Below are 23,448 nucleotides of genomic sequence, written 5' to 3' on the forward strand. Positions count from 1 at the left end.
CCGGGCCGCTCACTCGTGGGCGATCGCGGCGAGGACGTTCATCCTGGAGGCGCGCAGGGCCGGCAGCAACGCCGCGACCAGGCCGACCACCACGGAACCGGCCATGACCGCACCCACCGTGGTCCACGGGACGGTGAACGCCCGCATGCCCTCCAGCGCCAGCACCTCGTGCGTGACCAGACCCCAGACCAGCCCCAGGGCGAGCCCCAGCACCGCCCCGAAGACCGCGATCACCACGGACTCCAGCCGGATCATCCGGCGCAGTTGCAGCCGCGACAGCCCGATCGCCCTGAGCAGCCCGATCTCCCGGGTGCGCTCGATCACCGACAGGGCGAGGGTGTTGACGACGCCCAGCACGGCGATGATGATCGCCAGCCCGAGCAGGGCGTACACCAGGTTCAGCAGCACGGAGATCTGGGTGCGCACCAGCTTCTTGTAGTCGGCCTGGTCACGGACCTCCACCTGCGGGTACGGCTTCAGGGCCCGCTCCAGGTTCGCCCGCAGCGTGGGCTTGTCGGTGCCGGGGGCGGCGTTCACGTAGAGCGCGGCGTCCTGGCCGCGGGGGAGGAACCGCTCGGCGGTTGCCAGGCCCATGGTGAGGGTGGCGTCGTCGCCGAGCAGGGTGCTCTGGCTGGTGGTCAGCGCGCGCAGGGTGAACGTCGTGGAGCGGCCGTCGACGAAGCGCACGGGGATGCGGCTGCCCACGCGCAGACCGTGGTGGGCGGCGTACGTCGCGGAGAGCGAGAGGCTGTCGCGGGCCAGGGCGTGCGCCGTGTCGCCCGCGGCGTAGTCCAGGTTGAGCGCCCGGTCCGCGCCGGGGCCGATCGCGGTCCCCGTCAGCTCGGTCGTGCGGTGGTCGGGCAGGGTCATCAGGACGGAGACGTACCGCACCCGCACCACCTCCCCGGCCCCGCGCACCTTCCGCACGCGGTCGGTGATCTCCGGGGAGAACGGCGCGAACTGGTCGCCCTGCACGACGTAGTCCGCGCCCAGGGCCCGGTCGATCTCGTGGTCGAAGGAGCTCGCCATCGAGGTGCCGGCGATGGACATGCCCGTGACCAGGGCCAGCCCGATCATCAGCGCGCCGGCGGTCGCGCCGGTGCGGCGCGGGTTGCGCAGCGCGTTGCGCTGGCTCAGCCGCCCCACCGGCCCGAACACGTGGGGGAACGCCCCGCCCAGCACCCGGATCACCGGCCGTACCAGCAGCGGCCCCACGACCACCGCCGCGATCAGCGAAAGACCGATGCCGATCCCCAGGAACGTCGCGGCGTCACCGGTGCTCCCGGCCACCGCCGCCCCGCTCAGCGCCCCCGCGGCCACCAGTGTCGCGACCGTGCCGCCCACCGCCCGCGACCGCAGGCTCCGCGCGCTCCCGGCGACCTCGGCGTCGGACAGCGCCGCCATGGGGGAGACCCGTGCCGCCCGGCGCGCCGGCAGGTAGGCCGCGACCAGCGTCACCAGCAGGCCGACGGCGTACGCGGCGACCGGCACGCGCCAGCGGATGACCATCTCGGCGGTGTCGACGTTCATCCCGAACACCCCGAGCAGCCGGATCAGCCCCGCCGCCGTGCCGACCCCGCACAGCAGGCCCAGGGTGGAGCCGACCAGCCCGAGCAGCAGCGCCTCCACCAGCACCGACCGCCGCACCTGCCCGCGGTCCGCCCCGAGCGCGCGCAGCAGGCCGAGCTCCCGGGTGCGCTGGGCGATCAGCATCGAGTAGGTGTTGACGATCAGGAAGACGCCGACCAGGACCGCGACCCCGGCGAAGCCCAGCATCACGTACTTGATCACGTCCAGGAAGGTCGCCAGGCTCTCCACCGCCGACTTCGCCTGCTCGGCCTGGGTCGTGTACGTGTAGCGCGGACCGAGCGCGGCGGCGATCCGGTTCTTCAGCACGTCGTCGGAGACCCCGGGCGCGGCGTCGGCCTGCACCGAGGTGGCGACACCGGTCCGGCCCAGCAGGCGCGACTGCGAGGTGGGGGTGTCGACGAACAGCAGGGCGGCGCCGGGATTGGTCGTGGTGAAGGTGGCGATGCCCACGAGGCGGACCGGGAACGCGCCCGGCTGCGCCAGTACCCGCAGCCGGTCGCCGATCTCCAGGTGACGCTTCGCCGCGGTGTCGGCGTCGATCAGCGCCTCGTCGGGGCCGTGCGGCGCGTGCCCGCTGGTCAGCCGGACGGGACTGCGCGGGTTCCCCGACCAGTTGGTGGCCAGGGTGGGCGCGCCCGTGGTCGGGCCGACCGGCTGGTCCTCGGCGTCGACCACGGTGGTGTTGCGGACGGTGACGTCGATCCGTGCGTCGGCGACGCCCCGTACCGCCTTCACCCGGTCCAGCAGGGACGCCGGCAGGGTGCGCACCTGGCCGGAGGCGAACTGCTGGTCCTCGCTGAAGGCCTCCGGGGGGCCCACCGTCACGTCGGCGGCCGTCGAGGCGAACAGGCGGTCGAAGGTGCGGTTGACGGTGTCGGAGAAGATCATGCTGCCGGTGACGAAGGCCACCGACAACAGGACGGCGAGCGCGCTGAGCAGCAGCCGGCCCTTGTGGGCCAGGAAGCTGCGCAGCGTCGCCCGGAGCATTGGCCGGTGCCTAGCCGTGCTTCCGCAGCGCGTCGAACCGCTTGAGCTGTTCCAGGACGCCGTCCGCGGTGGGCCCGTGCATCTCGTCGACGATCCGTCCGTCGCCCAGGAAGAGCACCAGGTCCGACCAGGCCGCCGCGGTGGGGTCGTGGGTCACCATCACCACGGTCTGGCCGAGGGCGTCCACGGCCTCGCGGAGGAAGCCGAGCACCTCGGCGCCCGCCTGCGAGTCCAGGTTGCCGGTCGGCTCGTCGGCGAAGATCAGCTGCGGCCGGGAGGCCAGGGCGCGCGCGCACGCCACACGCTGCTGCTGGCCGCCCGACAACTGTGCGGGACGGTGCCCCAGCCGGTCGCGCAGACCCAGGGTGTCGATCACCCGGTCCACCCACTCCCGGTCGGGTTTGCGGCCGGCGATGTCCATGGGCAGCGTGATGTTCTCGGCGGCCGTCAGCGTCGGCAGCAGGTTGAACGCCTGGAAGACGAAGCCGACCTGATCGCGGCGGAGCCGGGTCAGTTCGCGTTCCGCCAGACGGGTGATCTCGGTCTCGCCGATCCAGACCTGCCCCGAGGTGACCGAGTCCAGCCCCGCCAGGCAGTGCATGAGCGTGGACTTGCCGGAGCCGGAGGGCCCCATGACGGCCGTGAAGCGGCCGCGGGCGATCTCCACGTCCACCGCGTCCAGCGCCACCACCTGTGTCTCGCCCGTCCCGTACGCCTTCGTCAGCGCGGTCGCCCGCGCTGCGGGCTCCGCTCCCGCCTCGATGCCCTCTGTGTCCGCTGCCGTCCATGTCGACACGCTTGCCCCCCAAGATGAGGAAGTGCGTACTTGTCCGTATGCGACCCGAGCGTAGGTCGTCGGGTGCGGTGCCGCATCGTCCCGGAGGGTGAGCGCCGGGGCGCGCGGGCGGCCGCCGTGCGACCGCGAGTTCGTCCGGCCGAAACCGGCCGGCCGTCCCGGTACGTCTGTAGGTGCACCCGTCCCGGGCACGGTGTGGCCGGGACGGGGACGAGGACCAGTACCGAGGGGGGACCGAATCGATGGTGCACGCACGTATCCGGACCGGGTCCGGTGACCGCAGGCGCACGCGGGCCCGGGCGGTGGCGCCCGTGGTGGCGCTGCTGGCCCTGGCGCTCCAGGGGTGTCAGGACCCGGCGGCCGACGACGCCGGCGACAAGCCGTCCGCGACCGCGCCGGGCACCCCGGGCGCGGCGGGGTCGTCCGCGGCGTCCGGGGGGCAGCCGTCCGCGTCGCCGCCGGGCGGGACGGCCGGCGACCCGTGCGCCCTGGTGACGCAGGAGGAGGCCGAGCGGCTCGCCGGTACGGCCCTCAAACCCGGTCAGGACCTGGAGGGGACCTGCACCTACCCCGCGCCGGAGTCCGGCCCGACGGCCCAGGTCGAGATCTTCGCGGGGGAGTCGGGGAAGAACTACTACGACGCCGAGCGCGGGCTCGGCCACGAACTGAAGCCGCTCGACGGCATCGGCGACGAGGCCTGGCTGGAGGACGGATCGGTCTTCCTGCGGGTGTCCGGGCAGTGGGTCGCGATCCGGCTGGTCCGCAACGAGGAGCCGTCCCGGTTCGACAAGCCGCTCGAGGAACTGGCACGCACGGTGGCGGGCCGCCTCTGAACGCGCTCCCCGCGCTCCCCGCGCTTCCCGTGCGCCCCGGAGCCCCGTCGGGCCCCGGGGCGCACGGGCCCCGGGTGGATGCGCCCGGGAGCCGCTTGTCACTGCTAGTGCATCGGCGCTAGCTTGAGGGTATGGCCAAGACGCAGTTGAACGTGCGGGTGGACGAGACCACCGCCGCGGCCGCCCGTGAGCGGGCCGCGCAGCGGGGCGTCAGCGTCAACCGGTACATCGAGGAACTCGTCCGGAAGGACGCGGGGGAAGCGGGCCGCAGCTTCGTCGAGGCCGCCGCCGACTTCATGCAGCGCTACGAGTCCGTCTTCGCCGAGGAGTTCGGCGCGGAGCGCGAAGGACGCCGTTGACCCTGCAGATCGACCTCGCCTGGCTGCTCATGGTCGCGGAGCACAACACCCCCGGTGACCCCCAGGTGACCGACTGGGGCGCCCTCGTCGCCGCGGTCGGCCGCCACCAGGCGGAGATATTCGGCGTCCCCGTCTACGCCGACCCCCACGAGCGAGCCGCGTGCCTGCTGCAACTGCTGGTCCACGTACCGGCCCTGGAGCGGTCCAACGCGCTCTTCGCCTCCGCGGTCGCCTACGCCTACCTGGTGGCCAGCGGCCTGAAGGTCGCCACGTCCCCCGAACGGGTCCGAGACCTGGCCCGGCTGGTCAAGGGCGGCACCGCCGACGTGCACGAGATCGCCGACGAGCTGCGCTCCTGGTGCGTCTGAGGGGCTACGCCCACTGGCGTCCGACCGGCACCTCGGACAGGTGCGGGGCCGACAGGTGCAGCACCTCGTAGCGGTCCGGATCGGTGACGTCGGCGGGCGGCGTCCGGTCCCAGAGCGTGAAGAGCACGGTCTCCCAGTGGCGCGGGTCCACGGCCAGGACGGTGGCGTGGACGCCCGCCGTGGCGGCGCGCTCCTCCCACGCCTCCAGCTCCCGGGCCACCGGCTCGCGCGGGTCGGCCCCGGCGGGGATCCGGCGGCGCAGGCGGCTCGCCGCGCCCGGCGGGGTCCCGAAGGCGGGCCCCGGACGGTAGGCGACGCCCGTCCAGTGGCTGACGTCCGGGCGTCCGAAGTCGTCGACGATGCCGCCGAAGCCGCCCCCGCCCCACAGGAAGCGGTTCATGCCGCCGGTGTCGTCCCAGAGGTAGAAGGGCGCGTACTCGTTGACAGGGAAGCCCTCCGTGCCGCGCTCGCGGATCAGGTAGGCCTTGAAGCCCAGGCCCTCGTAGGCGTCCGTGAGCCGGCCGCGCCCGGCGACCCGGTCGCGGATGACCTTCATGTCGTAGTCGGCGGGCAGCGTGATCCCGTACTGCATCGCGTACATGTGTCCCCCTGGGTGTCGTACCGGTGTGCCGGATCGGCGGAGGGCCGGTGGGGCCCGCTCAGGCGCGCTGTGTCAGCAGGGCCAGCGCGCCGCTGACCGCCTGGTCGAAGGGCGCGGCCGAGCCGGCCGCCCGGGCGAGCACGTAGCCGCCCTGGAGCACGGCCACGAGCGCGGCCGCGATGTCGCCGGTGTCGAGACCGGGCGCGATCTCCCCGCGCGCCTGGCCCTCGGCGAGCACGTCCGCGAGCCGGCCGCGCAGCCACTCGAAGGTCTCGTCGAGCGGCGCCCGCAGCTGCGGGCTGGCCACGACCTCCGGGTCCTGGGTGAGCCGCCCGATCGGGCAGCCCCGCAGCACGTCGCGTTCGCGGCGCAGATAGCGCGAGACCCGCTCGACCGCCGTGCCCGGGTCGGCGAGTTCGCGCTCGGCGGTCTGCCGCATCTGCTCGGCGGTACGGCGCACGGCGGCGAGCGCGAGGTCCGGCTTGCCGGAGAAATGGTGGTACATGCTGCCCTGGCCGACGCCGGAGCGCTGCTGGATGGCCTTCGGGCTGGTGCCGACGTAGCCGCGCTCCCAGAGCAGTTCGCGGGTGCTCTCGATCAGGCGTTCCGACGTCGTCTCCATGCCGGCAGTGTACATACCAGTAGGTACAGAGCGGTGGAGCCAGCGCTCAAGCGGGGCGGCGCGCGGTGGCCAGGATGTGCGGGGCGCTCGGCACGGGCAGGGTGAGGCCCTTGGCGCGCTCCGGAACACGGAAGCGGCGCAGCTCCAGCACCTCGAAGCCGGCCGCCTCGACCGCGGTGAGCGTGTCCCGCCCGGTCCGGCAGCCGCCGAACAGCAGCGGCCACACGGTGCGGTCCACCGCCCACTGCAGCGCCGCGTGCGCTCGGCCCTCGGCCCGGCAGTGCTCCAGCAGCCGCAGTTCCCCGCCCGGGCGCAGTACCCGGTGGAGCTCGGCCAGGGCGCGCTTCTGGTCGCGTACGGAGCACAGCACCAGCGAGGCGACCGCCGCGTCGAAGGCCTCGCTCTTGACCGGCAGCGCCTCGGCGACCCCGGGTACGACGTCCACCGGCACCTCGGCGTGCTGCGCGGCGTCGACGGCCAGCCGGCGCAGATGCCGTTCCGGCTCGATCGCCACGACCTCGGCGACGGTGCGCGGGTAGTGACGGAAGTTCAGCCCCGAGCCCGCGCCGATCTCGATGACCCGGCCGGTGAGTCCCGCGAGCACGGCCCGCCGGTGCGCGCCGAAGCCCGCGCGGGCGTCCATCACCGGGCCGCAGCGGGCGTAGAAGCGGGCGAACAGCGGGTGGTGGACGGCTTCGCCCGTCACGCCGGTACGGCTCCTCATGGCCGGACCCCCTTCGTCTCGGCACCCCTCACTCCGATTCTGCCGCTTCGGAGCCCGCCCCAAGCCTCCCCGTTCCGGGGCACATCCGGCGTGTCGCCCACCGTCCGCCCCGGGAAGCCGTCGGGGCCGGACGGCGGTGCGGGTCAGGCGGGGTCGGCGGGTGCCCAGTACGAGGTGAAGGCGGAGGCGTCCCAGATGCCGCCGATGCGGGGGGAGAGCCAACCGGGTGCCGCCTGCCGGAAGTCGGCGGGGTCGAGGGCGGCCGCGCCGGCGGGCAGGGCGCCCACGAGCGGGGCGCCGGTGACCTCGGGCAGGTCGAGGAGGTTGCAGCGGGCGGCCAGGTCCGCTTCGTCCGGCCAGCTGCCGATGACGACGCCCGCGCACTTCAGGTCCCGTGCCTTCAGCGCCTCCGCCGTCAGCGCGGCACCGTTGAGGGTGCCGAGCCCGGCCGGGGCGACCACGAGCACCGGGGCCGCGAGCATCCGTGCCGCGTCCGCCAGCGTCGAGCCCGTGTCGTCGAGACGGACGAGCAGCCCGCCCGCGCCCTCGACGAGGACGATGTCGTGCACCGCCGCCAGCTTCGCCGCCGCCTCCGCGATGTCGGCCGGGCCCACCGGGGCGAGTCCGGAGCGCCGTGCGGCCGTGGCGGGCGCCAGCGGCTCGGGGTACCGGGCCAGTTCGACGCCGGTGACCTCGGGGCCGGCGAGCCGGGTGACCTCGGCGGCGTCGCCCGGCTCGCCGGGGCCCACCCCGGTCTGCGCGGGCTTCAGGTAGGCGACGCTGTACTCGCCGAGCAGCACCGTCGCCGCGATCGCGGCCGTCGTCACCGTCTTGCCGATCTCCGTGCCCGTACCGGTCACGAACAACACCGTCATGCCGCCTCCGCCGCCGCGCGCACCGCCGCGCAGATGCGCGCGACGTCCTCGTCCCCCGTGACGTACGGGGGCATCGTGTAGATCAAGTCCCGGAACGGCCGCAACCATACCCCGCTGCGGGCGGCGGCCCGCGTCGCGGCGGCGAGGTCGACCTGGTGGTCGAGCTGGACGACACCGATCGCGCCCAGCACCCGCACGTCGCGTACCCCGGGGAGGCCGGCGGCGGGCGCGAGCCCCTCGCGCAGCCCGGCCTCGATCCGCTTGACCTCCTGAGCCCAGTCCTGGCCGAGCAGCAGGTCGAGCGAGGCGCAGGCGACGGCCGCGGCCAGCGGGTTGCCCATGAAGGTCGGGCCGTGGGCGAGCACCGGCACCTCGCCCCGGGAGATCCCGTCGGCGACGCGCGCGGTGCACAAGGTGGCGGCCATCGTGAGGTAGCCCCCGGTCAGGGCCTTGCCGACGCACATCACGTCCGGCGAGACGCCCGCCTGGTCGGCGGCGAACAGCGTCCCGGTCCGCCCGAAGCCGGTGGCGATCTCGTCGAACACCAGCAGCACGTCGTGCTCGTCGCAGGCCTCGCGCAGCACCCGCAGGTAGGCGGGGGAGTGGAAGGTCATGCCGCCCGCGCCCTGCACGACGGGCTCGACGACGACCGCGGCGAGCTCGTGCGCGTGAGCGGCGATCGTCTCCCGCAGGTGGCCGGCGTACGCCTCCTCGTACGCGGCCGGCGGCGCGTCCGCGAAGACCTGCCGGGGCAGGACGCCGGACCACAGCCCGTGCATGCCGCCCTCGGGGTCGCAGACGGACATCGGCTGCCACGTGTCGCCGTGGTAGCCGCCGCGCCAGGTCATCAGGCGCTGCTTCTCCGGCCGCCCGAGCGAACGCCAGTACTGCAGGCACATCTTGACCGCGACCTCGACCGACACCGAGCCGGAGTCGGCGAGGAAGACGTGCCGCAGCGGATCGGGGGTGATCTCGACCAGGCGGGCGGCGAGCCGCACGGCGGGCTCGTGGGTGAGCCCGCCGAACATCACGTGGCTCATCCGGTCCAGCTGGCCGCGGGCCGCCTCGTTGAGCACCGGGTGGTTGTAGCCGTGGATCGCCGACCACCACGACGACATGCCGTCGACGAGTTCGCCCGCGCCCTCGAACGGCTCGGCGAGCCGCAGCCGGACCCCGGCCGCGGACTCGACGACGAGCGGTTCCTGACGGCCCGGCATGGGCCCGTACGGATGCCAGACGTGCTCCCGGTCCAGTGCCAGCAGCTCGCCCGGGGTGAGCGGCTCAGGCATTGGGCGGCAGGTCCGTGCCGGTGCCGCGGCGGCGCACGGCCACCAGGTCGGTGCGGGCGGCACCGGCCGCCGCGGGCTGCGCGAGGTCGCCGTGGGTGTCGCCGTGGGTGTCGCCGTGGGTGTGGCCGCCGCAGGGGCCGCAGCCGCCGCCCTCACCCTCGCCGTGCGAGCCGCAGCCGGCGGAAGCGTGGGAACCGCAGCCCCCGGCCGGGGCCGCCACGTCCGCCCGGTGCTCGGGCAGGGTCACCTCGCCGGCGCCCTCCACCTCGAAACCGGCGTCCGCGATCATGTCGAGGTCGGTCTTGCCGGCCTGGCCCTCGCTGGTGAGGTAGTCGCCCAGGAAGATCGAGTTCGCCAGGTGCAGCGCGAGCGGCTGCATGCTCCGCAGGTGTACCTCGCGGCCGCCCGCGATGCGGACCTCCACATCGGGACAGACGAACCGCACCATAGAAAGAATCCGCAGGCACCGCTGCGGGGTGAGGTTCCACTCCTTCGCCAGCGGGGTGCCCTCGAAGGGGATGAGGAAGTTCACCGGGACGGAGTCGGGGTCCAGCTCGCGCAGCGCGAAGACCACGTCGACCAGGTCCTCGTCGCTCTCGCCCATGCCCGCGATCAGTCCGGAGCAGGCCGACAGGCCCGCCGCCTGGGCCTGTTGCACCGTTTCGACCCGGTCCGCGTAGGTGTGCGTGGTGGTGATGTCCCCGTAGGTGGCCTCGGAGGTGTTGAGGTTGTGGTTGTACGCGTCGGCGCCCGCGCCGCGCAGCCGCTCGGCCTGTCCGTCGGAGAGGAGGCCCAGGCAGGCGCAGACCTCGACGGCCTCGTTCTGCTCCTTGATGGCCTCGATGGTCTTGGAGACCCGGTCCACGTCGCGGTCGGTCGGGCCGCGTCCGCTCGCCACCAGGCAGACCCGCTTGGCACCGCCGGCGACCCCCGCCGCCGCGGCGGCCGCCGCCTGGTCGGGCTTGAGCCAGGTGTACTTGAGGATCCCGGCCTCCGAGCCGAGCCGCTGCGAGCAGTACGAGCAGTCCTCCGGGCACAGCCCCGACTTGAGGTTGACCAGGTAGTTCAGCTTCACCCGGCGGCCGAACCACGCACGGCGCACCTTGCCGGCCGCGGCCACCACGTCGAGGAGTTCGTCGTCGGAGGTCGCCAGCACGGCGAGCGCCTCCTCACGGGTGGGCAGCTCGCGGCGCAGGCCCTTCTCGACCAAAGCATTCAGCAGATCCATGTCGCGATCCTGGCGTACCGCGCGGGCCCGGGCCAATGGGGCATCCCACAAGACCGCTCGCTCAGGGTGTGTGCATCACCACACCGTGCGAGACGATCCGGCACACTACGGTGGCGCCGAACCCTCCGCCGACCCCAGGGGACGACCATGACCCGCGACCCGTTCGACTGGATCGACGCGCACGCCGAACGGCGTCGCGCGGCCGGGCTGGTGCGCACCCTGCGCCCGCGGCCCGCGCGGTCGCCCCTGCTGGACCTCGCCTCCAACGACTACCTGGGGCTCGCCCACCACCCCGAGGTGACCCGGGCCGGTGCGGACGCCTGCCTGCGCTGGGGCGCCGGCTCGACCGGTTCACGGCTGGTCACCGGCAGCACCGAGCTCCACGCCGAGCTGGAGGCCGAACTGGCCGCCTTCTGCGGCTTCGAGGCGGCGCTGGTCCTGGCCTCCGGCTACGCCGCCAACCTCGCCGCCGTCACGGCGCTCAGCACCGAGCCGGACACGCTCCTCGTCTCCGACAGCGGCAACCACGCCTCGCTCATCGACGGCTGCCGGCTCTCCCGCGCCACCACCGAGGTCGTGCGGCACGCCGATCCGGACGCCCTGCGCAAGGCGCTGACCGGCCACGAAGGCCCTGCCGTGGCCGTCACCGACTCGGTCTTCTCGGTGGACGGCGACGCGGCCCCGCTCGGCGCGCTGGCCGCCGCCTGCCGCGAGCACGGCGCCGCGCTGCTGGTGGACGACGCACACGGGCTCGGGGTGCTCGGTCCCGGGGGCCGGGGGGCGGCCGCGGAGGCGGGTCTGGCGGGCGCGCCCGGACTGGTGTGCACCGCCACGCTCTCCAAGTCCCTGGGCAGCCAGGGCGGCGTGGTGCTGGGACCGGCCCGCGTCATCGAGCACCTGGTCAACGCCGCGCGGACGTTCATCTTCGACACGGGCCTCGCCCCGGCGGCCACCGGAGCGGCGCTCGGTGCGCTGCGCCTGCTCAGGCGCGAGCCGGAACGTGCCGTACGGGCCCGGGCGGTCGCCCGCGAGCTGTACGAGCGGCTGGCGGGGGCGGGGCTGGACGCCACCGCGCCGGACGCGTGCGTGGTGTCGGTGCGGGCACCGTCGCCCGAGGCGGCCGTCGCGTGGGCCGGGGCGTGCCGTGAGGCGGGTCTCGCCGTGGGCTGCTTCCGGCCACCGTCCGTGCCCGACGGGATCTCGCGGTTGCGGCTCACCGCTCGGGCGGACCTGACGGGCCGTGAGATCGGCGACGCCGTGGGGACGATCGTCCGTACGGCGCCGCCGCGCCCCTGAGTTCAGGGGTGTTCGGTCAGGCTCCCCGTCGCCACGGCGGCGAGGAACTCCGCCCAGGCCGCCGGGGGGAAGAGCAGGGCGGGACCGCGCACATCCTTGGAGTCGCGTACGGCGAGCTGACCCGAGAGCGGCCCGTCCCCGATGAGGGCCGTCTCGACGCAGTTGTTCGCCGCCGTGCTGTAGCTGCTGCGTCGCCAATTCACACCTGAGAGGGACGCACTGGAGGTGACGTACTGAGGCAGAGCGTTGGACATGGGGGGTGTGCCTCCTTACGCGCCTTTGCCGATGCCGGAGATGAAGGACAGCGACTGCTCACTCGACAGGGCATGGGAGCGCAACCGATTGAAGGCAGCACCGTACGCCCTGACGTCCTCGTGCTGATCTAGATAGAGACTACTCGTCAAATGGTCGAGAACAACCACGTCGAGATCAGCAATGCGCGGAAATGAGAAGATTACGAAAGGGCCTGTGACGCCTATATGCCCACCGGCCGAGAAAGGCAGCACCTGCAGATGCACATGAGGCAGTGAACCCAGCTCCACAAGATGGCTCAATTGCGCCGCCATCACTCCGGGACCCCCGACCCTGCGGCGCAGCACCGCCTCGTCCAGCACCGCCCAGAGCTCCAGCGGCGGATCGGCGCGCAGCACCGCCTGGCGGGCCATCCGCACCTGCACCAGGGTCGCGATCTGCCGCGGACCGAGCTGCGGCAGGACGGACCGGGTGAGCTCGCGGGCGTAGTCCGGGGTCTGCAGCAGTCCCGGCACCACCGTGGTCTCCAGGGTCCGCGCCCGGCAGGCGTCGGTCTCCAGGGAGATGAAGTCCCGGTAGGCGGACGGGAGTTCCTCGCGGAACTCATGCCACCAGCCGCGCCGGTCGACCTCGCCCGCCAGTGCGGAGAGCATCTCCCGCAACCGCTGGTCGCGCACCCCGTACACGTCCAGCAGTGCCGTGACGTCCTCGGGGCGCACTCCGCTGCGGCCGGTCTCGATCCGGCTGACCTTGGACTGGTGCCATCCCAGGCGCTGGGCGGCCTCACCGCTCGTGAGCCCCGCCGTGTCGCGCAGACGGCGCAATTCCGAGCCGATCTTGCGGCGGCGTACCGCCGGCACCTGCTGCATGGTGTGTGCACCTCCCGGTTCCCGGCACCCCCGCCGGTCCCCGGGCGAAGTCTGCCGCGCAAATACGTTCTCTCGTAGCAGAGTTCACCGCTTTGGGCGACAGATATATGCATATAGCTGTGGTGACACCCGATTAAGGGCACGATGAGTGACACTCTGGCGCGTGAGTGCCGAACGGGGACGTGCCGCGCGGAAGGCGGGGCACGGCGCCGCCGGCCGTCGCGCGTGCGGCCACGGGCGCGGCAGGCGCCGGCGTCCTGGTCACGGCGGGAAAGGGACAGCGTCGCCATGGCAGACCACCAGGAAGCATCCGTCACCCTGCCGAGCGACCCTGCCTCGGTCCCCGCGGTACGTCGCTACGTGAGCGAGCTGCTGGTGGAGTGGGGCATGCCCGAGGACTCGGACCCCGCCGACTCCGTCCGGCTCATCGTCTCCGAGCTCGCGACCAACGCGGTGCTGCACACCCTCGGCCAGTCCCCGACCTTCACCCTCGACGTCCAGCTGGACCGGGACGAGCAACTGCGCATCGGGGTCACCGACAGCCACCCCCGGTGGCCCCAGCGGCTGCCCGCCGCCGTGCAGCAGGACAACGGACGCGGCATGGTGATTATCCGTCACCTCACGGCGGAGGCGGGCGGCACGCTGCTCGTCACCCCCACCGCCGAGGGCGGCAAGACGGTGTGGATCAGCCTGCCCTGGGCCACCGCCGCCGCCGTCGAGTGACCCCGGTGGCCCTCAGTCCTCCCGGGTGAGCAGCAGCGCCTCGGCGCCCATCGGCACGAAGCCCGCCGCCGTGAACGCCCGCACGCTCGCCGCGTTGCCCGGGGCGATCTGCGCCCACACCGTCCCGCCCTCCGGGACGAGATGACGTGCCGCGAGCGCAAGCCGGCGGCCGAGGCCCGCACCGCGCGCCCCCGGATCGACCTCCACGGCCGCCTCCCAGCGGCCCGCCACACCCCGGCCCGTCAGCACGGTGCCCCCGGGCACCGTCCACGCCCGTACCCAGTCACGGTGCCGCAGGGCCCGGACGATCCGCGGATGATCCCGGTCGGCGGTCTCCCGCAGGGGCAGGCCCAGGGAGGCCGGCGGCGGCCCCGGCAGGGCCGGCGCGGCGGTCAGCAGGTCGACGTTGTTCACCGTGCGGTCCAGCAGGCCGCACAGCGCGGTGAGGAACGGCGGATTGAGCGGCGCCGAGAGGTCGCCGGGCGGCAGCAGCCCGCGGATCCGCTCCGGATCGGCGTCCGCGAAGACCACGGCATGGGCGGTGAAGGCGATCACCCCGGCGTCGCGCGGCGCGGGCTGCCGCACGACCGTCACCGAGCCGTCGGCGGGCGGGAAGACGCCCGCGGCGGCGTCGGCGAGGATCCGTATCAGGGACACACCGGCACGCTACCGGCACGTCCGCGGCGCCGGTCGCGTTGCCCGGGAGCCCCGGCTCCCGGGCAACGCGACCGGGGTCACTTCACCCGGCCGTACCAGACGCTGCGGCTCCAGATCTTCTCCAGCCGCACCCGCCCGCCGGGTTTGGGGGAGTGCCAGATCTTCCCGTGCCCGGCGTACATCCCCACGTGGTACACGTTGCTCCCGTAGTGGAAGAAGACCAGGTCACCACGGGTCCGTGAGGACTTCCGGATGTGCCGGACGCTGTTGTACTGGGCGCCCGCGGTGCGGGGGAGCTTCTTGCCCGCCTTCTTGAAGGAGTAGAAGGTGAGCCCGGAGCAGTCGAACCTGCCGGGGCCGGCGGCCCCGTACTGGTACGGCGCGCCCCTCTTGGACGCCGCGATCTTCAGCGCCTTGGCGGAGACCGCCGCCGCGTCTGCCTGCTGGGCGAGCTCCGGCAGTACGGCGGGACCGGCCACGGCGGCCGCCGTGAGGGCGGAGACCGCTCCGAGCCGGCACAGGACCCCGGACATGGCTGTTGGCGCACTCATGCGCAACCCTTCGTCGTCCGCCTGCGAAGGATGACCTGTCGGGTTCGGGCAGGCGAAGATGCCCGGCCGCGGCTGCGGCTTCACCCCAAGGGTCCGGCGACCGGCGCCGGACCCGTACTGCTCGGGTCCTCCGCTCCTGCCGATGAGTCGTCGTCGACCTGGCATCCGCGCGGCGGCAGGATTCGGCGTCCGCACGGACCGCCCCGCCGGGATGACGGGGGCTTGTCGTCGAAGGGATGATCACCCACCGAAGCGGCCGATTCCCAGCGCAACCGGTCGAATGTGAGTCTGTTCACGACTCACCTATTCGGGTGGACTCCGCGACACGGGACCCTGACTGACGACTCGAAAGCAGTCGAACACCAGGGACGGAGCGTCAGATTCCGCATGTGTACGGCCATTTCGCGCAACTCGGGGCCACTCGGCCGTCCACGGCAGATACAACGATCGGGCGAGTCCATTCGGTTCGAGTTCGCGCCGCCCGAACGGACCAGTGTGTCGTGACGCTCCGTCAGCGAGGCTGCGGCGACGGCAAGGTGACCTGACCGGTGCGCCGTTCGCCGTCCAGCACCCGCAGCGCCCGTTCCATCGTCGCCGTGTGCACCTCGCTCTCCCCGCGCATGTGCATCAGCGTCAGCGCGTCACGCAGCTCCGCCGCCCTCCCCACCAGGGCCTGCGCGGCGCGCAGCGCCCCGTAGGTGTCCCGGGAGCGGGACGGGTTGATCCTGCCCAGCAGGTCCACGACCTCCAGATAGGCGTCGATCAGCTCGCCCTCGGCCCGTGTCAGTGCGGGGAGCGGGGGCAGTTCGGGCACCACGGCCGGTCACCGCAGGGCGCGCGGGGCGCGGCCGGCGCCGTCCTTGCGGCTCAGCGTCAGCCGGTCCACCAGGCCGTAGTCGAGGGCCGACGGGGCGTCAAAAATGGTGTCCCGTTCGATGTCGGCCCCGATGCGCTCCGGTGCCTGGCCGGTGTGGCGTACCAGCAGCTCCTCCAACTGCTCCCGACGGCGGAGCAGTTCCCGGGCCTGGATCTCCAGGTCCGCGGTGGTGCCCTGGATCACCTCCGCGAACGAGGGCTGGTGGATCAGCACCCGCGCGCCGGGGGTCATCAGCCGCTTGCCGGGCGCTCCGGCGGCGAGCAGGACGGCCGCCGCCGAGGCCGCCTGGCCGACGCACACCGTCGACACGTCGCAGCTGACGAACTGCATGGTGTCGTAGATCGCGGTCATCGCGGTGAAGGACCCGCCGGGAGAGTTGATGTAGAGCGAGATGTCCTGCTCCGGGGCGGCGGCCTCCAGGTGGATGAGCTGTGCCATCACGTCGTTCGCCGAGATGTCGTCGATGGGCGTCCCGAGCAGGACGATCCGCTCCTGGAGCAGCTTGGAGTACGGGTCCATGGTCCGTACGCCCTCGCTGGTGCGCTCGGTGAACTCGGGCAGGACGTGGCGGGCGGTCGGTCGAAGCATCGCTGCACCTCCGTGGGCACCCGGACAGGGGTGCCCGTCGCTGTAAAAAATGTACAGGACGTACATCTCGTTATGATGGGGAGCATGGCCCACGAAGTCCCGGTGACACAAGCGCGTGCGGAGCTGGCGGAACTGATCAACCGCGTCGTCTACGGCGGTGAGCGGGTGGTCGTGACGCGTCACGGCAAGCCGCTCGTCGCCCTGGTGTCCGCCGCTGACCTGCAACGACTCCAAGAACTGGATGCCGCTCCCGAGGAGGCGGTGGTCAGTACGGTCTCCTCGGTGCGCGGGGCGGTGTCCGCCACGGGCGAACGCCGCCGGTTCGGCATCGCCGCGGAGCACCGCGGTACGACGGACGCCCACCACGACGGGGCCTGAGCGACTCGTGGCGGCGGGCGCGCACGGCCCCCGGGCGGCGACCCCGCGGTGCGCCCGGCCGGCTCTGCGCCGTGGCGGCCGCGGGCCCCGCACCGCCGGCCGGCAGCCCGCGCGGGGCGACGCGGGCGGCGGGCCAGGCGAAGGCCCACAGCGCGGACCTGTGGGGGCCGAACGCCGGCCTTCCCGGAGACGGTCGTGTGTGGGCTCGCCGAGCGGCCGGGGCAGGGGTGCGCCCGGGTGGTCGCCGGACTCGTGTCGTACGCGGAGGAGCCGAAACGCCGTGGCATGCTGCCGGAGGACGCCGAGCCCGACGAGGTCGCCCGCACCCCGATCCCACGCGCGCTCGCCGGCTTCACCCCGGAGCCCGGGAGTTAACGCGGACGAAACGCCGCCGAACTAGCCTGCGGCTGCCGGACAACGGCAGAGCGGATCCGCCGGCCGGGGACGCCCCCGCGGGTCCGTTCACCCGGGACGACTGCGAGGTGTGGCCATGCAACTGACCCCCCACGAGCAGGAACGCCTGCTCGTCCATGTCGCCGCGGACGTGGCGGAGAGGCGGCGGGCCAGGGGCCTGAGGCTGAATCACCCGGAGGCCATCGCCCTGATCACCTCGCACCTCCTCGAGGGCGCCCGGGACGGCCGCAGCGTCGCGGAACTCATGGCCTCCGGGCGCAAGGTGCTCACCAGGGACGACGTGATGGAGGGCGTGCCGGAGATGATCCACGACGTCCAGGTCGAGGCCACCTTCCCGGACGGCACCAAGCTCGTCACCGTCCACGAGCCGATCGTCTAGGGGGCGCCGCGTGATTCCCGGGGAGATCCTCCACGCGGGCGAGCCCGTCGTGCTCAACGCGGGCAAGCCGGTCACCCGGCTGACCGTGCTCAACTCCGCCGACCGGCCGGTCCAGGTCGGTTCCCACTACCACTTCGCCGAGGCCAACCCGGGTCTCGTCTTCGACCGCGTCGCCGCCCGCGGCAAGCGCCTGGCCGTCGCCGCCGGGACGGCCGTGCGCTTCGAGCCCGGCATCCCCGTCGAGGTCGAGCTCGTGCCGCTGGGCGGCGCGCGGATCGTGGCGGGGCTGCGCGGAGAGACCGGAGGTGCTCTCGATGGCTGAGCTCTCGCGTGCCGTCTACGCCGACCTGTTCGGGCCGACCACCGGGGACCGTATACGGCTCGCCGACACCGACCTGCTGATCGAGGTCGAGCGGGACCTGTCGGGCGGCGCCGACGGCTCGGGCGACGAGGTCGTCTTCGGCGGCGGCAAGGTGATCCGCGAGTCGATGGGGCAGGCCCGCGCCACCCGGGCCGAGGGCACCCCCGACACGGTGATCACCGGCGCCGTCGTCCTGGACCACTGGGGCGTGGTCAAGGCCGACATCGGCATCCGCGACGGGCGGATCGCGGCGCTGGGCAAGGCCGGCAACCCCGACACCATGGACGGCGTCCACCCGGACCTCGTCATCGGACCCGAGACGGAGGTCATCGCCGGCAACGGCAGGATCGTCACCGCCGGGGCCGTCGACGCGCACGTCCACTTCATCTCCCCGACGATCGTGGACGAGGCGCTGGCCTCCGGCATCACCACGCTCGTCGGCGGCGGCACCGGTCCCGCCGAGGGCACCAAGGCCACCACCATCACGCCGGGGCCCTGGCACCTGGCGCGGATGTTCGCGGCGCTGGAGCACTACCCGGTCAACATCGGCCTGCTCGGCAAGGGCAACACCGTCTCCCACGAGGCGATGCTCTCCCAGTTGCGGGGCGGGGCCGTCGGCTTCAAGATCCACGAGGACTGGGGCGCCACCCCGGCCGCCATCGACGCCTGCCTGACGGTGTGCGAGGCGACCGGCGCCCAGCTCGCCGTCCACACCGACACCCTCAACGAGGCCGGTTTCGTCGAGGACACCCTCGCCGCCATCGCCGGCCGGGGCATCCACGCGTACCACACCGAGGGCGCGGGCGGCGGGCACGCGCCGGACATCATGACCGTCGTCGCCCACCCCAACGTCCTGCCGTCCTCGACCAACCCGACCCGGCCGCACACCGTCAACACCGTCGAGGAGCACCTCGACATGCTGATGGTCTGCCACCACCTCAACCCCTCCGTGCCCGAGGACCTCGCCTTCGCCGAGTCGCGGATCAGGCCCGGCACGATCGCGGCCGAGGACGTCCTGCACGACCTGGGGGCGATCTCGATCATCTCCTCGGACTCGCAGGCCATGGGGCGGGTCGGCGAGGTCGTCCTGCGCACCTGGCAGACCGCGCACGTCATGAAGCGGCGGCGCGGCGCCCTGCCCGGCGACGGACGGGCCGACAACCTGCGCGCACGTCGATATGTCGCCAAGTACACCATCAACCCCGCCGTCGCCCAGGGCCTCGACGGCGAGATCGGCTCGGTCGAGAGCGGCAAGCTCGCCGACCTGGTGCTGTGGGACCCGGCGTTCTTCGGCGTCAAACCGCACCTCGTGCTCAAGGGCGGCCAGATCGCCTACGCGCAGATGGGCGACGCCAACGCCTCCATCCCGACCCCGCAGCCGGTCCTGCCCCGCCCGATGTTCGGCGCGATCGGCGGCGCTCCCGCCGCCAACTCCTTCACCTTCGTGACGCACACCGCCCTCGAGGACGGCCTCGCCGAACGCCTCGCCCTCGGCAAGCGGTTCCTCCCGATCCGCGACACCCGGCGCGTCACCAAGGCGGACATGCGCGAGAACGACGCCATGCCGCGCGTCGAGGTCGACCCCGACACCTTCACCGTCCGCATCGACGGAGACGTCGTCGAACCCGCCCCGGCCGTGGAACTCCCCATGGCACAGCGGTACTTCCTGTTCTGAACGGAGCAGGGGGACGATGAACCGCGCCGCACTGCTGCTGCTCGCCGACGGCCGCTTCCCCGCCGGGGGCCACGCCCACTCCGGAGGGGCCGAGGCGGCCGTCACGGCGGGCCGGATCACCGGCCCCGGCACGCTCGAGGAGTTCTGCCGGGGCAGGCTGCACACCACGGGCCTGGTGGCCGCGGCGCTCGCCGCCGCGGCCGCCGCGGGCGCCGACCCGCTCGCGCTGGACGAGGCCGCCGACGCCCGTACCCCCTCGCCCGCGCTGCGGCAGACCGCCCGCCGCCTCGGTCGCCAGATGACGCGGGCCGCCCGCGCCGCCTGGCCGTCACCCGCGCTCGACGCGCTCGCCGCCGCCCGGCCGCGGGGGGCCCACCAGCCCGTCGTGCTCGGCGTGACCGCCCGGGCCGCCGGCCTCACCCCGCTGGACGCCGCCCACGCGGCGGCGTACGAGGCCGTGACCGGCCCGGCCACCGCCGCCGTACGCCTGCTGAGCCTCGACCCGTTCGCGGTGACCGCCGTCCTGGCCCGGCTCGCCCCGGACCTGGACGAGGTCGCCGCTCGGGCCGCCGACGCCGCCCACCGCTGCCTCACCGAGGGCACCGACGCCCTGCCGGCCGCCTCCGCGCCGCTGCTCGACGTGTACGCCGAGGCCCACGCCGGATGGCCCGTCCGCCTCTTCGCCTCCTAGGGGGACCCCTCATGCACCTCGACCACGACCACACCGTCTTCCCGCAACGGCACACCTGGGCCACCCCCACGGCCCGCCCCGACGGCAGCCGCCGCGCCCTGCGCATCGGCCTCGGCGGCCCGGTCGGCTCGGGCAAGACCGCCACCGTGGCCGCGCTGTGCCGCGCGCTGCGCGAGGAGTTGTCCATCGCCGTCGTCACCAACGACATCTACACCCGCGAGGACGCCGACTTCCTGCTGCGCAAAGCCGTCCTGCCGCCCGAGCGGATCGCCGCGGTCGAGACCGGCGCGTGCCCGCACACCGCAATCCGCGACGACATCTCGGCCAACCTCGAGGCCGTCGAGGACCTGGAGGACACCGTCGGGCCGCTCGACCTCGTCCTGGTGGAGTCCGGCGGCGACAACCTCACCGCCACCTTCTCCAAGGGCCTGGTCGACGCCCAGGTCTTCGTGATCGACGTGGCCGGCGGCGACGACATCCCGCGCAAGGGCGGCCCCGGGGTCACCACCGCGGACCTGCTGGTCGTCAACAAGACCGACCTCGCCCCGTACGTCGGCTCGGACCTCGGCCGCATGGCGCGCGACGCCAAGCGGCAGCGCGGCGACCTGCCGGTGGTCTTCACCTCCCTCGTCGCCGAGAACGGCGTCGCCCCCATCGCCGAGTGGATCCGTACGCGGCTGGCGGCCTGGGCAGCGGTCCCCGCGTGAGCGGCGTCCACGCCACCGCCCGGATCACCGCCGTCCCGGACGGCCGCGGCGGCACAGCGCTGCCCGAACTCACCGGCGAGGGGCCGCTCGCGCTGCGCCGTACGCGCTCCGCCGACGAACGGGCGGCCCGGGTGACGGTCGTCGGCGCCATGAGCGCGCCGCTCGGCGGCGACCGGCTGGCCGTGCACGTCACCGCCCGGCCCGGCGCCGTGCTCCACGTGGACGCGGCGGCGGCCACCGTGTCGCTGCCCGGCCGGGGCGGGGAGCAGGCGCGGTACGACGTACGGCTCACCGTCGGCGAGGACGCCGTGCTGCACTGGCTGCCGGAGCCGCTGATCGCCGCGCAGGGCAGCGACCTGCTGATGACCACGACGGCCGAACTCGCCCCGGGCGCCCGCCTCGTGCTGCGCGAGGAGCAGATCCTCGGCCGGGCGGGGGAGCGGCCGGGCCGGCTCACCACCCGCCTCACGGTACGGATCGGCGGCCGTCCGCTGCTGGACCAGGAGCTCTCCTTCGGGCCGGGCGCGGCGGGCTGGGCCGGGCCCGCCGTCCTGCACACGCACCGGGCGGCGGGCCAACTGCTGGTCGTGGACCCCGCGTTCACGGACAAGCCGGTGGAGGCACGAGTGCCGGTGCGGGACGCCGAACGGGGCGAGGCCGTGCTGACCCCGCTCGCCGGTCCCGCCGCGCTGCTGACCGCCCTCGCCCCGGACGGGCTGTGCCTGCGCCGCATCCTGTCGGCTAGCGTGGCCCCGTGACGTCGATAGACACCGAGAATCCGGGCCGCCACGGCCCCAGCGCGACCACCGAGGCCCAGCCGGAGCAGGTCGGCCCCGTCCGCACCGAGTACGCACCCGCCCACGACGGCGACCCCGACCCGGGCGAGATCGTCTGGACGTGGGTGCCCTACGAGGAGAACGACGGCCGCGGCAAGGACCGCCCGGTCCTCGTCGTCGCGCGCGAGCGGACCGACACGCTGCTCGCCGTGCAGCTGTCCAGCAAGGAGCACAACGACGACCGCGAGTGGGTCGCCATCGGCTCCGGCCCGTGGGACAAGTCCGGCCGCCCGTCCTGGGTGAACGTCGACCGCGTGCTGCGCGTCCACCCCGACGGCATGCGCCGCGAGGCCTGCGCGCTGGACCGGGGCCGCTTCAACATCGTCGTGAACCGGCTCAAGGAGCTGTACCGCTGGCGCTGACGCGCACGCGCAACGGCCCCGGGGGCGCCTACCGCTCCCGGGGCCGGAGCCCTCACGGCGTCACGGCTTCACGTCGGCGACGACCGCGTACTGCGTCGACTCGTGCTCCACGATGCACTCGCGCAGCCCGACCCGCCGCGCCTTGAAGTCCTCGCTCGCCAAGTACGCGAGGTACTGGTCGAGCGACCGCCACTCGCTGGTCACGATCCAGCTGTCCGGGTCCGCGTGGGACCGGCACAGCTGCGAGCTGATGAAGCCGTCTGCCGTGACGATGCCTTGGTGCACGAGGTCGTATGCCGCCGCATACTGATCCCCCTTGCCCTCGTGAAGCCGAATCCGCAGAACGACGCGTGTCTTCGGTGTGCTGTCCATGGGACCTCGATCCTTGGGGGCGCGAGGACCGTGCGCACGCCGCAGCCGCGCTCAGGACGGTGGCGTGGGGCCCGGGCGGGCCGCTCGATCGCACGGGGCGGCGCGGGAGTCGCGTGGCAGGGGCCGTCGAGCGCGGGTCCCGGGACGGTCGCCCGGGGGATCGCCTCGTCCATCCCGGGGGGATGGGGCGCCCAGTTACCGCCGTCCCTCGACTGTGCGGCCGTCACCTGGGCGGGGCAAAAGGCGCTGGGCCGAACGGGTGAGCCCCATCCGCCGCTACGGGACGGGGGCCCCGGTCAGCAGGCCGGTCAGCACCGCTGCCGCCCCGGCCGCGCCGCCGCGGTGCAGCACCTCCGTACGGTGGACCAGCCGCGGCGCGGTGAGCGGCACCACGGCGACGCCGGCCGCCCCCTCGGCCGCGGAACGCGGCAGCAGCGCCAGGCCGAGTCCCGACCTGACGAGTTCCAGCACCGTCCGGACCTCGGGCCCCTCGTGCCGCACCCCCGCCCGGAAGCCCTCCCCGGCCGCCGCCGGATGCAGCAGCGCCGGTGGCAGCGCGGCGGCCGGCGCGTCCACCCACAGGGCGTCCGCGAGGTCCGTCAGCCGCACTCCCCGCCGGCGGGCCAGCGGATGATCCTCAGCCAGGACCACCGTCAGGTCCTCCTCGGCGCAGCGCACCGCGTGCAGCGGGCCGGCCTCGGGCAGCCGCAGCGGATCGCTGGGCGCCGCCGCGCCGTCGACCAGCCCGACGTCGAGCTCTCCCGCCGCCACCCCGGCGACGACCTCCGCGCGGTCCAGCACCCGCAGCGTCACCCGGGCTCGCGGGCGCAGTTCCCGCAGCCGTGCCAGGGCCCTCGCCGTCCGGGCACCGGCCGCCAGGGGCGAGGCCCCGGCCACGACCCGGGAGGAGGGGGAGCGGGCCGCGCGCACCACCGCGGCGCGTGCCGCCGCGAGCCGCAGCAGCAGCGGCTCGGTGTGCTCCAGCAGCCGGGTCCCCGCCTCCGTCGGCACCACCGGCCGCCTGCCCAGCAGGTCCACGCCGAGATCCGCCTCCAGCGCGGCGATGTGCTGGGAGACCGCGGACTGGGTGTAGCCCAGTTCGCGCGCGGCGGCCGAGAAGGACGCGTGGCGGGCCACGGCGGCGAACGTGCGCAGCAGGTGCGGATCCATGGCTCATCAGTATCCCTT

General features: G+C 73.8%; 30 protein-coding genes and 1 riboswitch. Of the genes, 14 read left to right on the plus strand and 16 right to left on the minus strand.

Translation table 11 applies throughout. The features are described 5' to 3' along the window. Window positions 1–9 precede the first annotated feature (9 nt). Window positions 10–2,577: an FtsX-like permease family protein gene (locus tag OG937_36620; protein ID WUD76831.1), complete on the minus strand. Its 2,568-nt coding sequence runs from the start codon at window positions 2,575–2,577 to the stop codon at window positions 10–12. Between the two features lie 10 nt (window positions 2,578–2,587). Further along, window positions 2,588–3,373 carry an ABC transporter ATP-binding protein gene (locus OG937_36625; protein ID WUD76832.1) on the minus strand — a complete coding sequence of 262 codons (786 nt, stop codon included), beginning with the start codon at window positions 3,371–3,373 and terminating at the stop codon, window positions 2,588–2,590. Window positions 3,374–3,615: 242 nt separating this feature from the next. On the opposite strand from OG937_36625, the gene OG937_36630 reads away from it, so the two are divergent. From OG937_36630 to OG937_36640, 3 genes are all read left to right on the plus strand, one after another. Continuing rightward, window positions 3,616–4,206, plus strand: coding sequence for a hypothetical protein (locus OG937_36630; GenBank protein WUD76833.1), 591 nt, complete (start codon window positions 3,616–3,618; stop codon window positions 4,204–4,206). Between the two features lie 131 nt (window positions 4,207–4,337). Then, entirely contained in the window at window positions 4,338–4,565 is a 228-nt protein-coding gene (locus tag OG937_36635) for a toxin-antitoxin system HicB family antitoxin (GenBank protein ID WUD76834.1), read from the plus strand. Next, complete coding sequence (locus OG937_36640; GenBank protein ID WUD76835.1) at window positions 4,562–4,933, plus strand: fic family toxin-antitoxin system, toxin component; 372 nt, start codon at window positions 4,562–4,564, stop codon at window positions 4,931–4,933. The genes OG937_36635 and OG937_36640 overlap by 4 nt, the downstream gene beginning before the upstream one ends. Before the next feature lie 4 nt (window positions 4,934–4,937). Here OG937_36640 and OG937_36645 read toward each other — a convergent pair whose 3' ends face one another. From OG937_36645 to bioB, 6 genes are all read right to left on the minus strand, one after another. Next, complete coding sequence (locus OG937_36645; GenBank protein ID WUD76836.1) at window positions 4,938–5,534, minus strand: DUF4865 family protein; 597 nt, start codon at window positions 5,532–5,534, stop codon at window positions 4,938–4,940. A 58-nt stretch (window positions 5,535–5,592) separates the two neighbouring features. Next, window positions 5,593–6,156 (minus strand): TetR/AcrR family transcriptional regulator, encoded by a 564-nt coding sequence (locus OG937_36650; GenBank protein ID WUD76837.1) that lies wholly within the window; start codon window positions 6,154–6,156, stop codon window positions 5,593–5,595. A gap of 46 nt (window positions 6,157–6,202) precedes the next feature. Further along, window positions 6,203–6,880, minus strand: coding sequence for a class I SAM-dependent methyltransferase (locus tag OG937_36655; GenBank protein ID WUD76838.1), 678 nt, complete (start codon window positions 6,878–6,880; stop codon window positions 6,203–6,205). A gap of 143 nt (window positions 6,881–7,023) precedes the next feature. Further along, window positions 7,024–7,755 carry a dethiobiotin synthase gene (gene bioD / locus OG937_36660; GenBank protein WUD76839.1) on the minus strand — a complete coding sequence of 244 codons (732 nt, stop codon included), beginning with the start codon at window positions 7,753–7,755 and terminating at the stop codon, window positions 7,024–7,026. Beyond that, entirely contained in the window at window positions 7,752–9,044 is a 1,293-nt protein-coding gene (locus OG937_36665) for an adenosylmethionine--8-amino-7-oxononanoate transaminase (GenBank protein ID WUD76840.1), read from the minus strand. Before OG937_36665 ends, bioD begins: the two co-directional genes overlap by 4 nt. Beyond that, window positions 9,037–10,272, minus strand: a complete 1,236-nt coding sequence (gene bioB, locus OG937_36670; protein ID WUD76841.1) for a biotin synthase BioB — start codon at window positions 10,270–10,272, stop codon at window positions 9,037–9,039. The genes OG937_36665 and bioB overlap by 8 nt, the downstream gene beginning before the upstream one ends. A gap of 147 nt (window positions 10,273–10,419) precedes the next feature. On the opposite strand from bioB, the gene OG937_36675 reads away from it, so the two are divergent. After that, window positions 10,420–11,568, plus strand: coding sequence for an 8-amino-7-oxononanoate synthase (locus OG937_36675; protein WUD76842.1), 1,149 nt, complete (start codon window positions 10,420–10,422; stop codon window positions 11,566–11,568). A 2-nt stretch (window positions 11,569–11,570) separates the two neighbouring features. Here OG937_36675 and OG937_36680 read toward each other — a convergent pair whose 3' ends face one another. Further along, window positions 11,571–11,822 carry a DUF397 domain-containing protein gene (locus OG937_36680; GenBank protein ID WUD76843.1) on the minus strand — a complete coding sequence of 84 codons (252 nt, stop codon included), beginning with the start codon at window positions 11,820–11,822 and terminating at the stop codon, window positions 11,571–11,573. 15 nt (window positions 11,823–11,837) lie between these two features. Next, on the minus strand, window positions 11,838–12,689 hold the full coding sequence (locus tag OG937_36685; GenBank protein WUD76844.1) for a helix-turn-helix domain-containing protein: 852 nt from the start codon (window positions 12,687–12,689) through the stop codon (window positions 11,838–11,840). Window positions 12,690–12,977: 288 nt separating this feature from the next. On the opposite strand from OG937_36685, the gene OG937_36690 reads away from it, so the two are divergent. Next, window positions 12,978–13,412, plus strand: coding sequence for an ATP-binding protein (locus tag OG937_36690; protein WUD76845.1), 435 nt, complete (start codon window positions 12,978–12,980; stop codon window positions 13,410–13,412). A 12-nt stretch (window positions 13,413–13,424) separates the two neighbouring features. Here the strand turns inward: OG937_36690 and OG937_36695 are convergent, their stop codons facing one another. The 4 genes from OG937_36695 to OG937_36710 all read right to left on the minus strand — a co-directional run bounded on the left by OG937_36695 (window position 13,425) and on the right by OG937_36710 (window position 16,085). Beyond that, complete coding sequence (locus OG937_36695) at window positions 13,425–14,069, minus strand: GNAT family N-acetyltransferase (protein WUD76846.1); 645 nt, start codon at window positions 14,067–14,069, stop codon at window positions 13,425–13,427. A 77-nt stretch (window positions 14,070–14,146) separates the two neighbouring features. Next, window positions 14,147–14,620 carry an NlpC/P60 family protein gene (locus tag OG937_36700; protein ID WUD76847.1) on the minus strand — a complete coding sequence of 158 codons (474 nt, stop codon included), beginning with the start codon at window positions 14,618–14,620 and terminating at the stop codon, window positions 14,147–14,149. A 3-nt stretch (window positions 14,621–14,623) separates the two neighbouring features. Continuing rightward, window positions 14,624–14,783: riboswitch (cyclic di-AMP (ydaO/yuaA leader) on the minus strand. Between the two features lie 348 nt (window positions 14,784–15,131). Then, window positions 15,132–15,437: a hypothetical protein gene (locus OG937_36705; GenBank protein WUD76848.1), complete on the minus strand. Its 306-nt coding sequence runs from the start codon at window positions 15,435–15,437 to the stop codon at window positions 15,132–15,134. A gap of 6 nt (window positions 15,438–15,443) precedes the next feature. Beyond that, window positions 15,444–16,085, minus strand: coding sequence for an ATP-dependent Clp protease proteolytic subunit (locus tag OG937_36710; GenBank protein ID WUD76849.1), 642 nt, complete (start codon window positions 16,083–16,085; stop codon window positions 15,444–15,446). Window positions 16,086–16,169: 84 nt separating this feature from the next. On the opposite strand from OG937_36710, the gene OG937_36715 reads away from it, so the two are divergent. The 9 genes from OG937_36715 (at window position 16,170) to OG937_36755 (ending at window position 21,888) form a co-directional block, all read left to right on the plus strand. Next, the gene (locus tag OG937_36715; protein WUD76850.1) at window positions 16,170–16,463 is read left to right on the plus strand and encodes a type II toxin-antitoxin system Phd/YefM family antitoxin; all 294 of its coding nucleotides are present in this window, start codon (window positions 16,170–16,172) and stop codon (window positions 16,461–16,463) included. A 195-nt stretch (window positions 16,464–16,658) separates the two neighbouring features. Continuing rightward, complete coding sequence (locus OG937_36720) at window positions 16,659–16,838, plus strand: hypothetical protein (GenBank protein WUD76851.1); 180 nt, start codon at window positions 16,659–16,661, stop codon at window positions 16,836–16,838. A 115-nt stretch (window positions 16,839–16,953) separates the two neighbouring features. Continuing rightward, window positions 16,954–17,256: an urease subunit gamma gene (locus tag OG937_36725; protein ID WUD76852.1), complete on the plus strand. Its 303-nt coding sequence runs from the start codon at window positions 16,954–16,956 to the stop codon at window positions 17,254–17,256. 10 nt (window positions 17,257–17,266) lie between these two features. Then, complete coding sequence (locus tag OG937_36730) at window positions 17,267–17,578, plus strand: urease subunit beta (protein WUD76853.1); 312 nt, start codon at window positions 17,267–17,269, stop codon at window positions 17,576–17,578. Further along, window positions 17,571–19,292: an urease subunit alpha gene (locus OG937_36735; GenBank protein ID WUD76854.1), complete on the plus strand. Its 1,722-nt coding sequence runs from the start codon at window positions 17,571–17,573 to the stop codon at window positions 19,290–19,292. Before OG937_36730 ends, OG937_36735 begins: the two co-directional genes overlap by 8 nt. A 16-nt stretch (window positions 19,293–19,308) precedes the next feature. Continuing rightward, a complete protein-coding gene (locus tag OG937_36740) occupies window positions 19,309–19,983 on the plus strand; it encodes an urease accessory protein UreF (GenBank protein ID WUD76855.1) in 675 nt (224 codons plus the stop codon). 11 nt (window positions 19,984–19,994) lie between these two features. Then, the gene (gene ureG / locus OG937_36745) at window positions 19,995–20,690 is read left to right on the plus strand and encodes an urease accessory protein UreG (GenBank protein ID WUD76856.1); all 696 of its coding nucleotides are present in this window, start codon (window positions 19,995–19,997) and stop codon (window positions 20,688–20,690) included. After that, a complete protein-coding gene (locus tag OG937_36750; protein WUD76857.1) occupies window positions 20,645–21,448 on the plus strand; it encodes an urease accessory protein UreD in 804 nt (267 codons plus the stop codon). Before ureG ends, OG937_36750 begins: the two co-directional genes overlap by 46 nt. After that, entirely contained in the window at window positions 21,445–21,888 is a 444-nt protein-coding gene (locus OG937_36755) for a type II toxin-antitoxin system PemK/MazF family toxin (GenBank protein WUD76858.1), read from the plus strand. The genes OG937_36750 and OG937_36755 overlap by 4 nt, the downstream gene beginning before the upstream one ends. A 60-nt stretch (window positions 21,889–21,948) precedes the next feature. On the opposite strand, the gene OG937_36760 is transcribed toward OG937_36755, so the two are convergent. Both OG937_36760 and OG937_36765 read right to left on the minus strand, forming a co-directional pair. After that, window positions 21,949–22,260: an antibiotic biosynthesis monooxygenase gene (locus OG937_36760; GenBank protein WUD76859.1), complete on the minus strand. Its 312-nt coding sequence runs from the start codon at window positions 22,258–22,260 to the stop codon at window positions 21,949–21,951. A 276-nt stretch (window positions 22,261–22,536) separates the two neighbouring features. After that, entirely contained in the window at window positions 22,537–23,430 is an 894-nt protein-coding gene (locus OG937_36765; protein WUD76860.1) for a LysR family transcriptional regulator, read from the minus strand. Between the last annotated feature and the right edge of the window lie 18 nt (window positions 23,431–23,448).

The organism is Streptomyces sp. NBC_00510, from assembly GCA_036013505.1.
Lineage (GTDB): Bacteria > Actinomycetota > Actinomycetes > Streptomycetales > Streptomycetaceae > Actinacidiphila.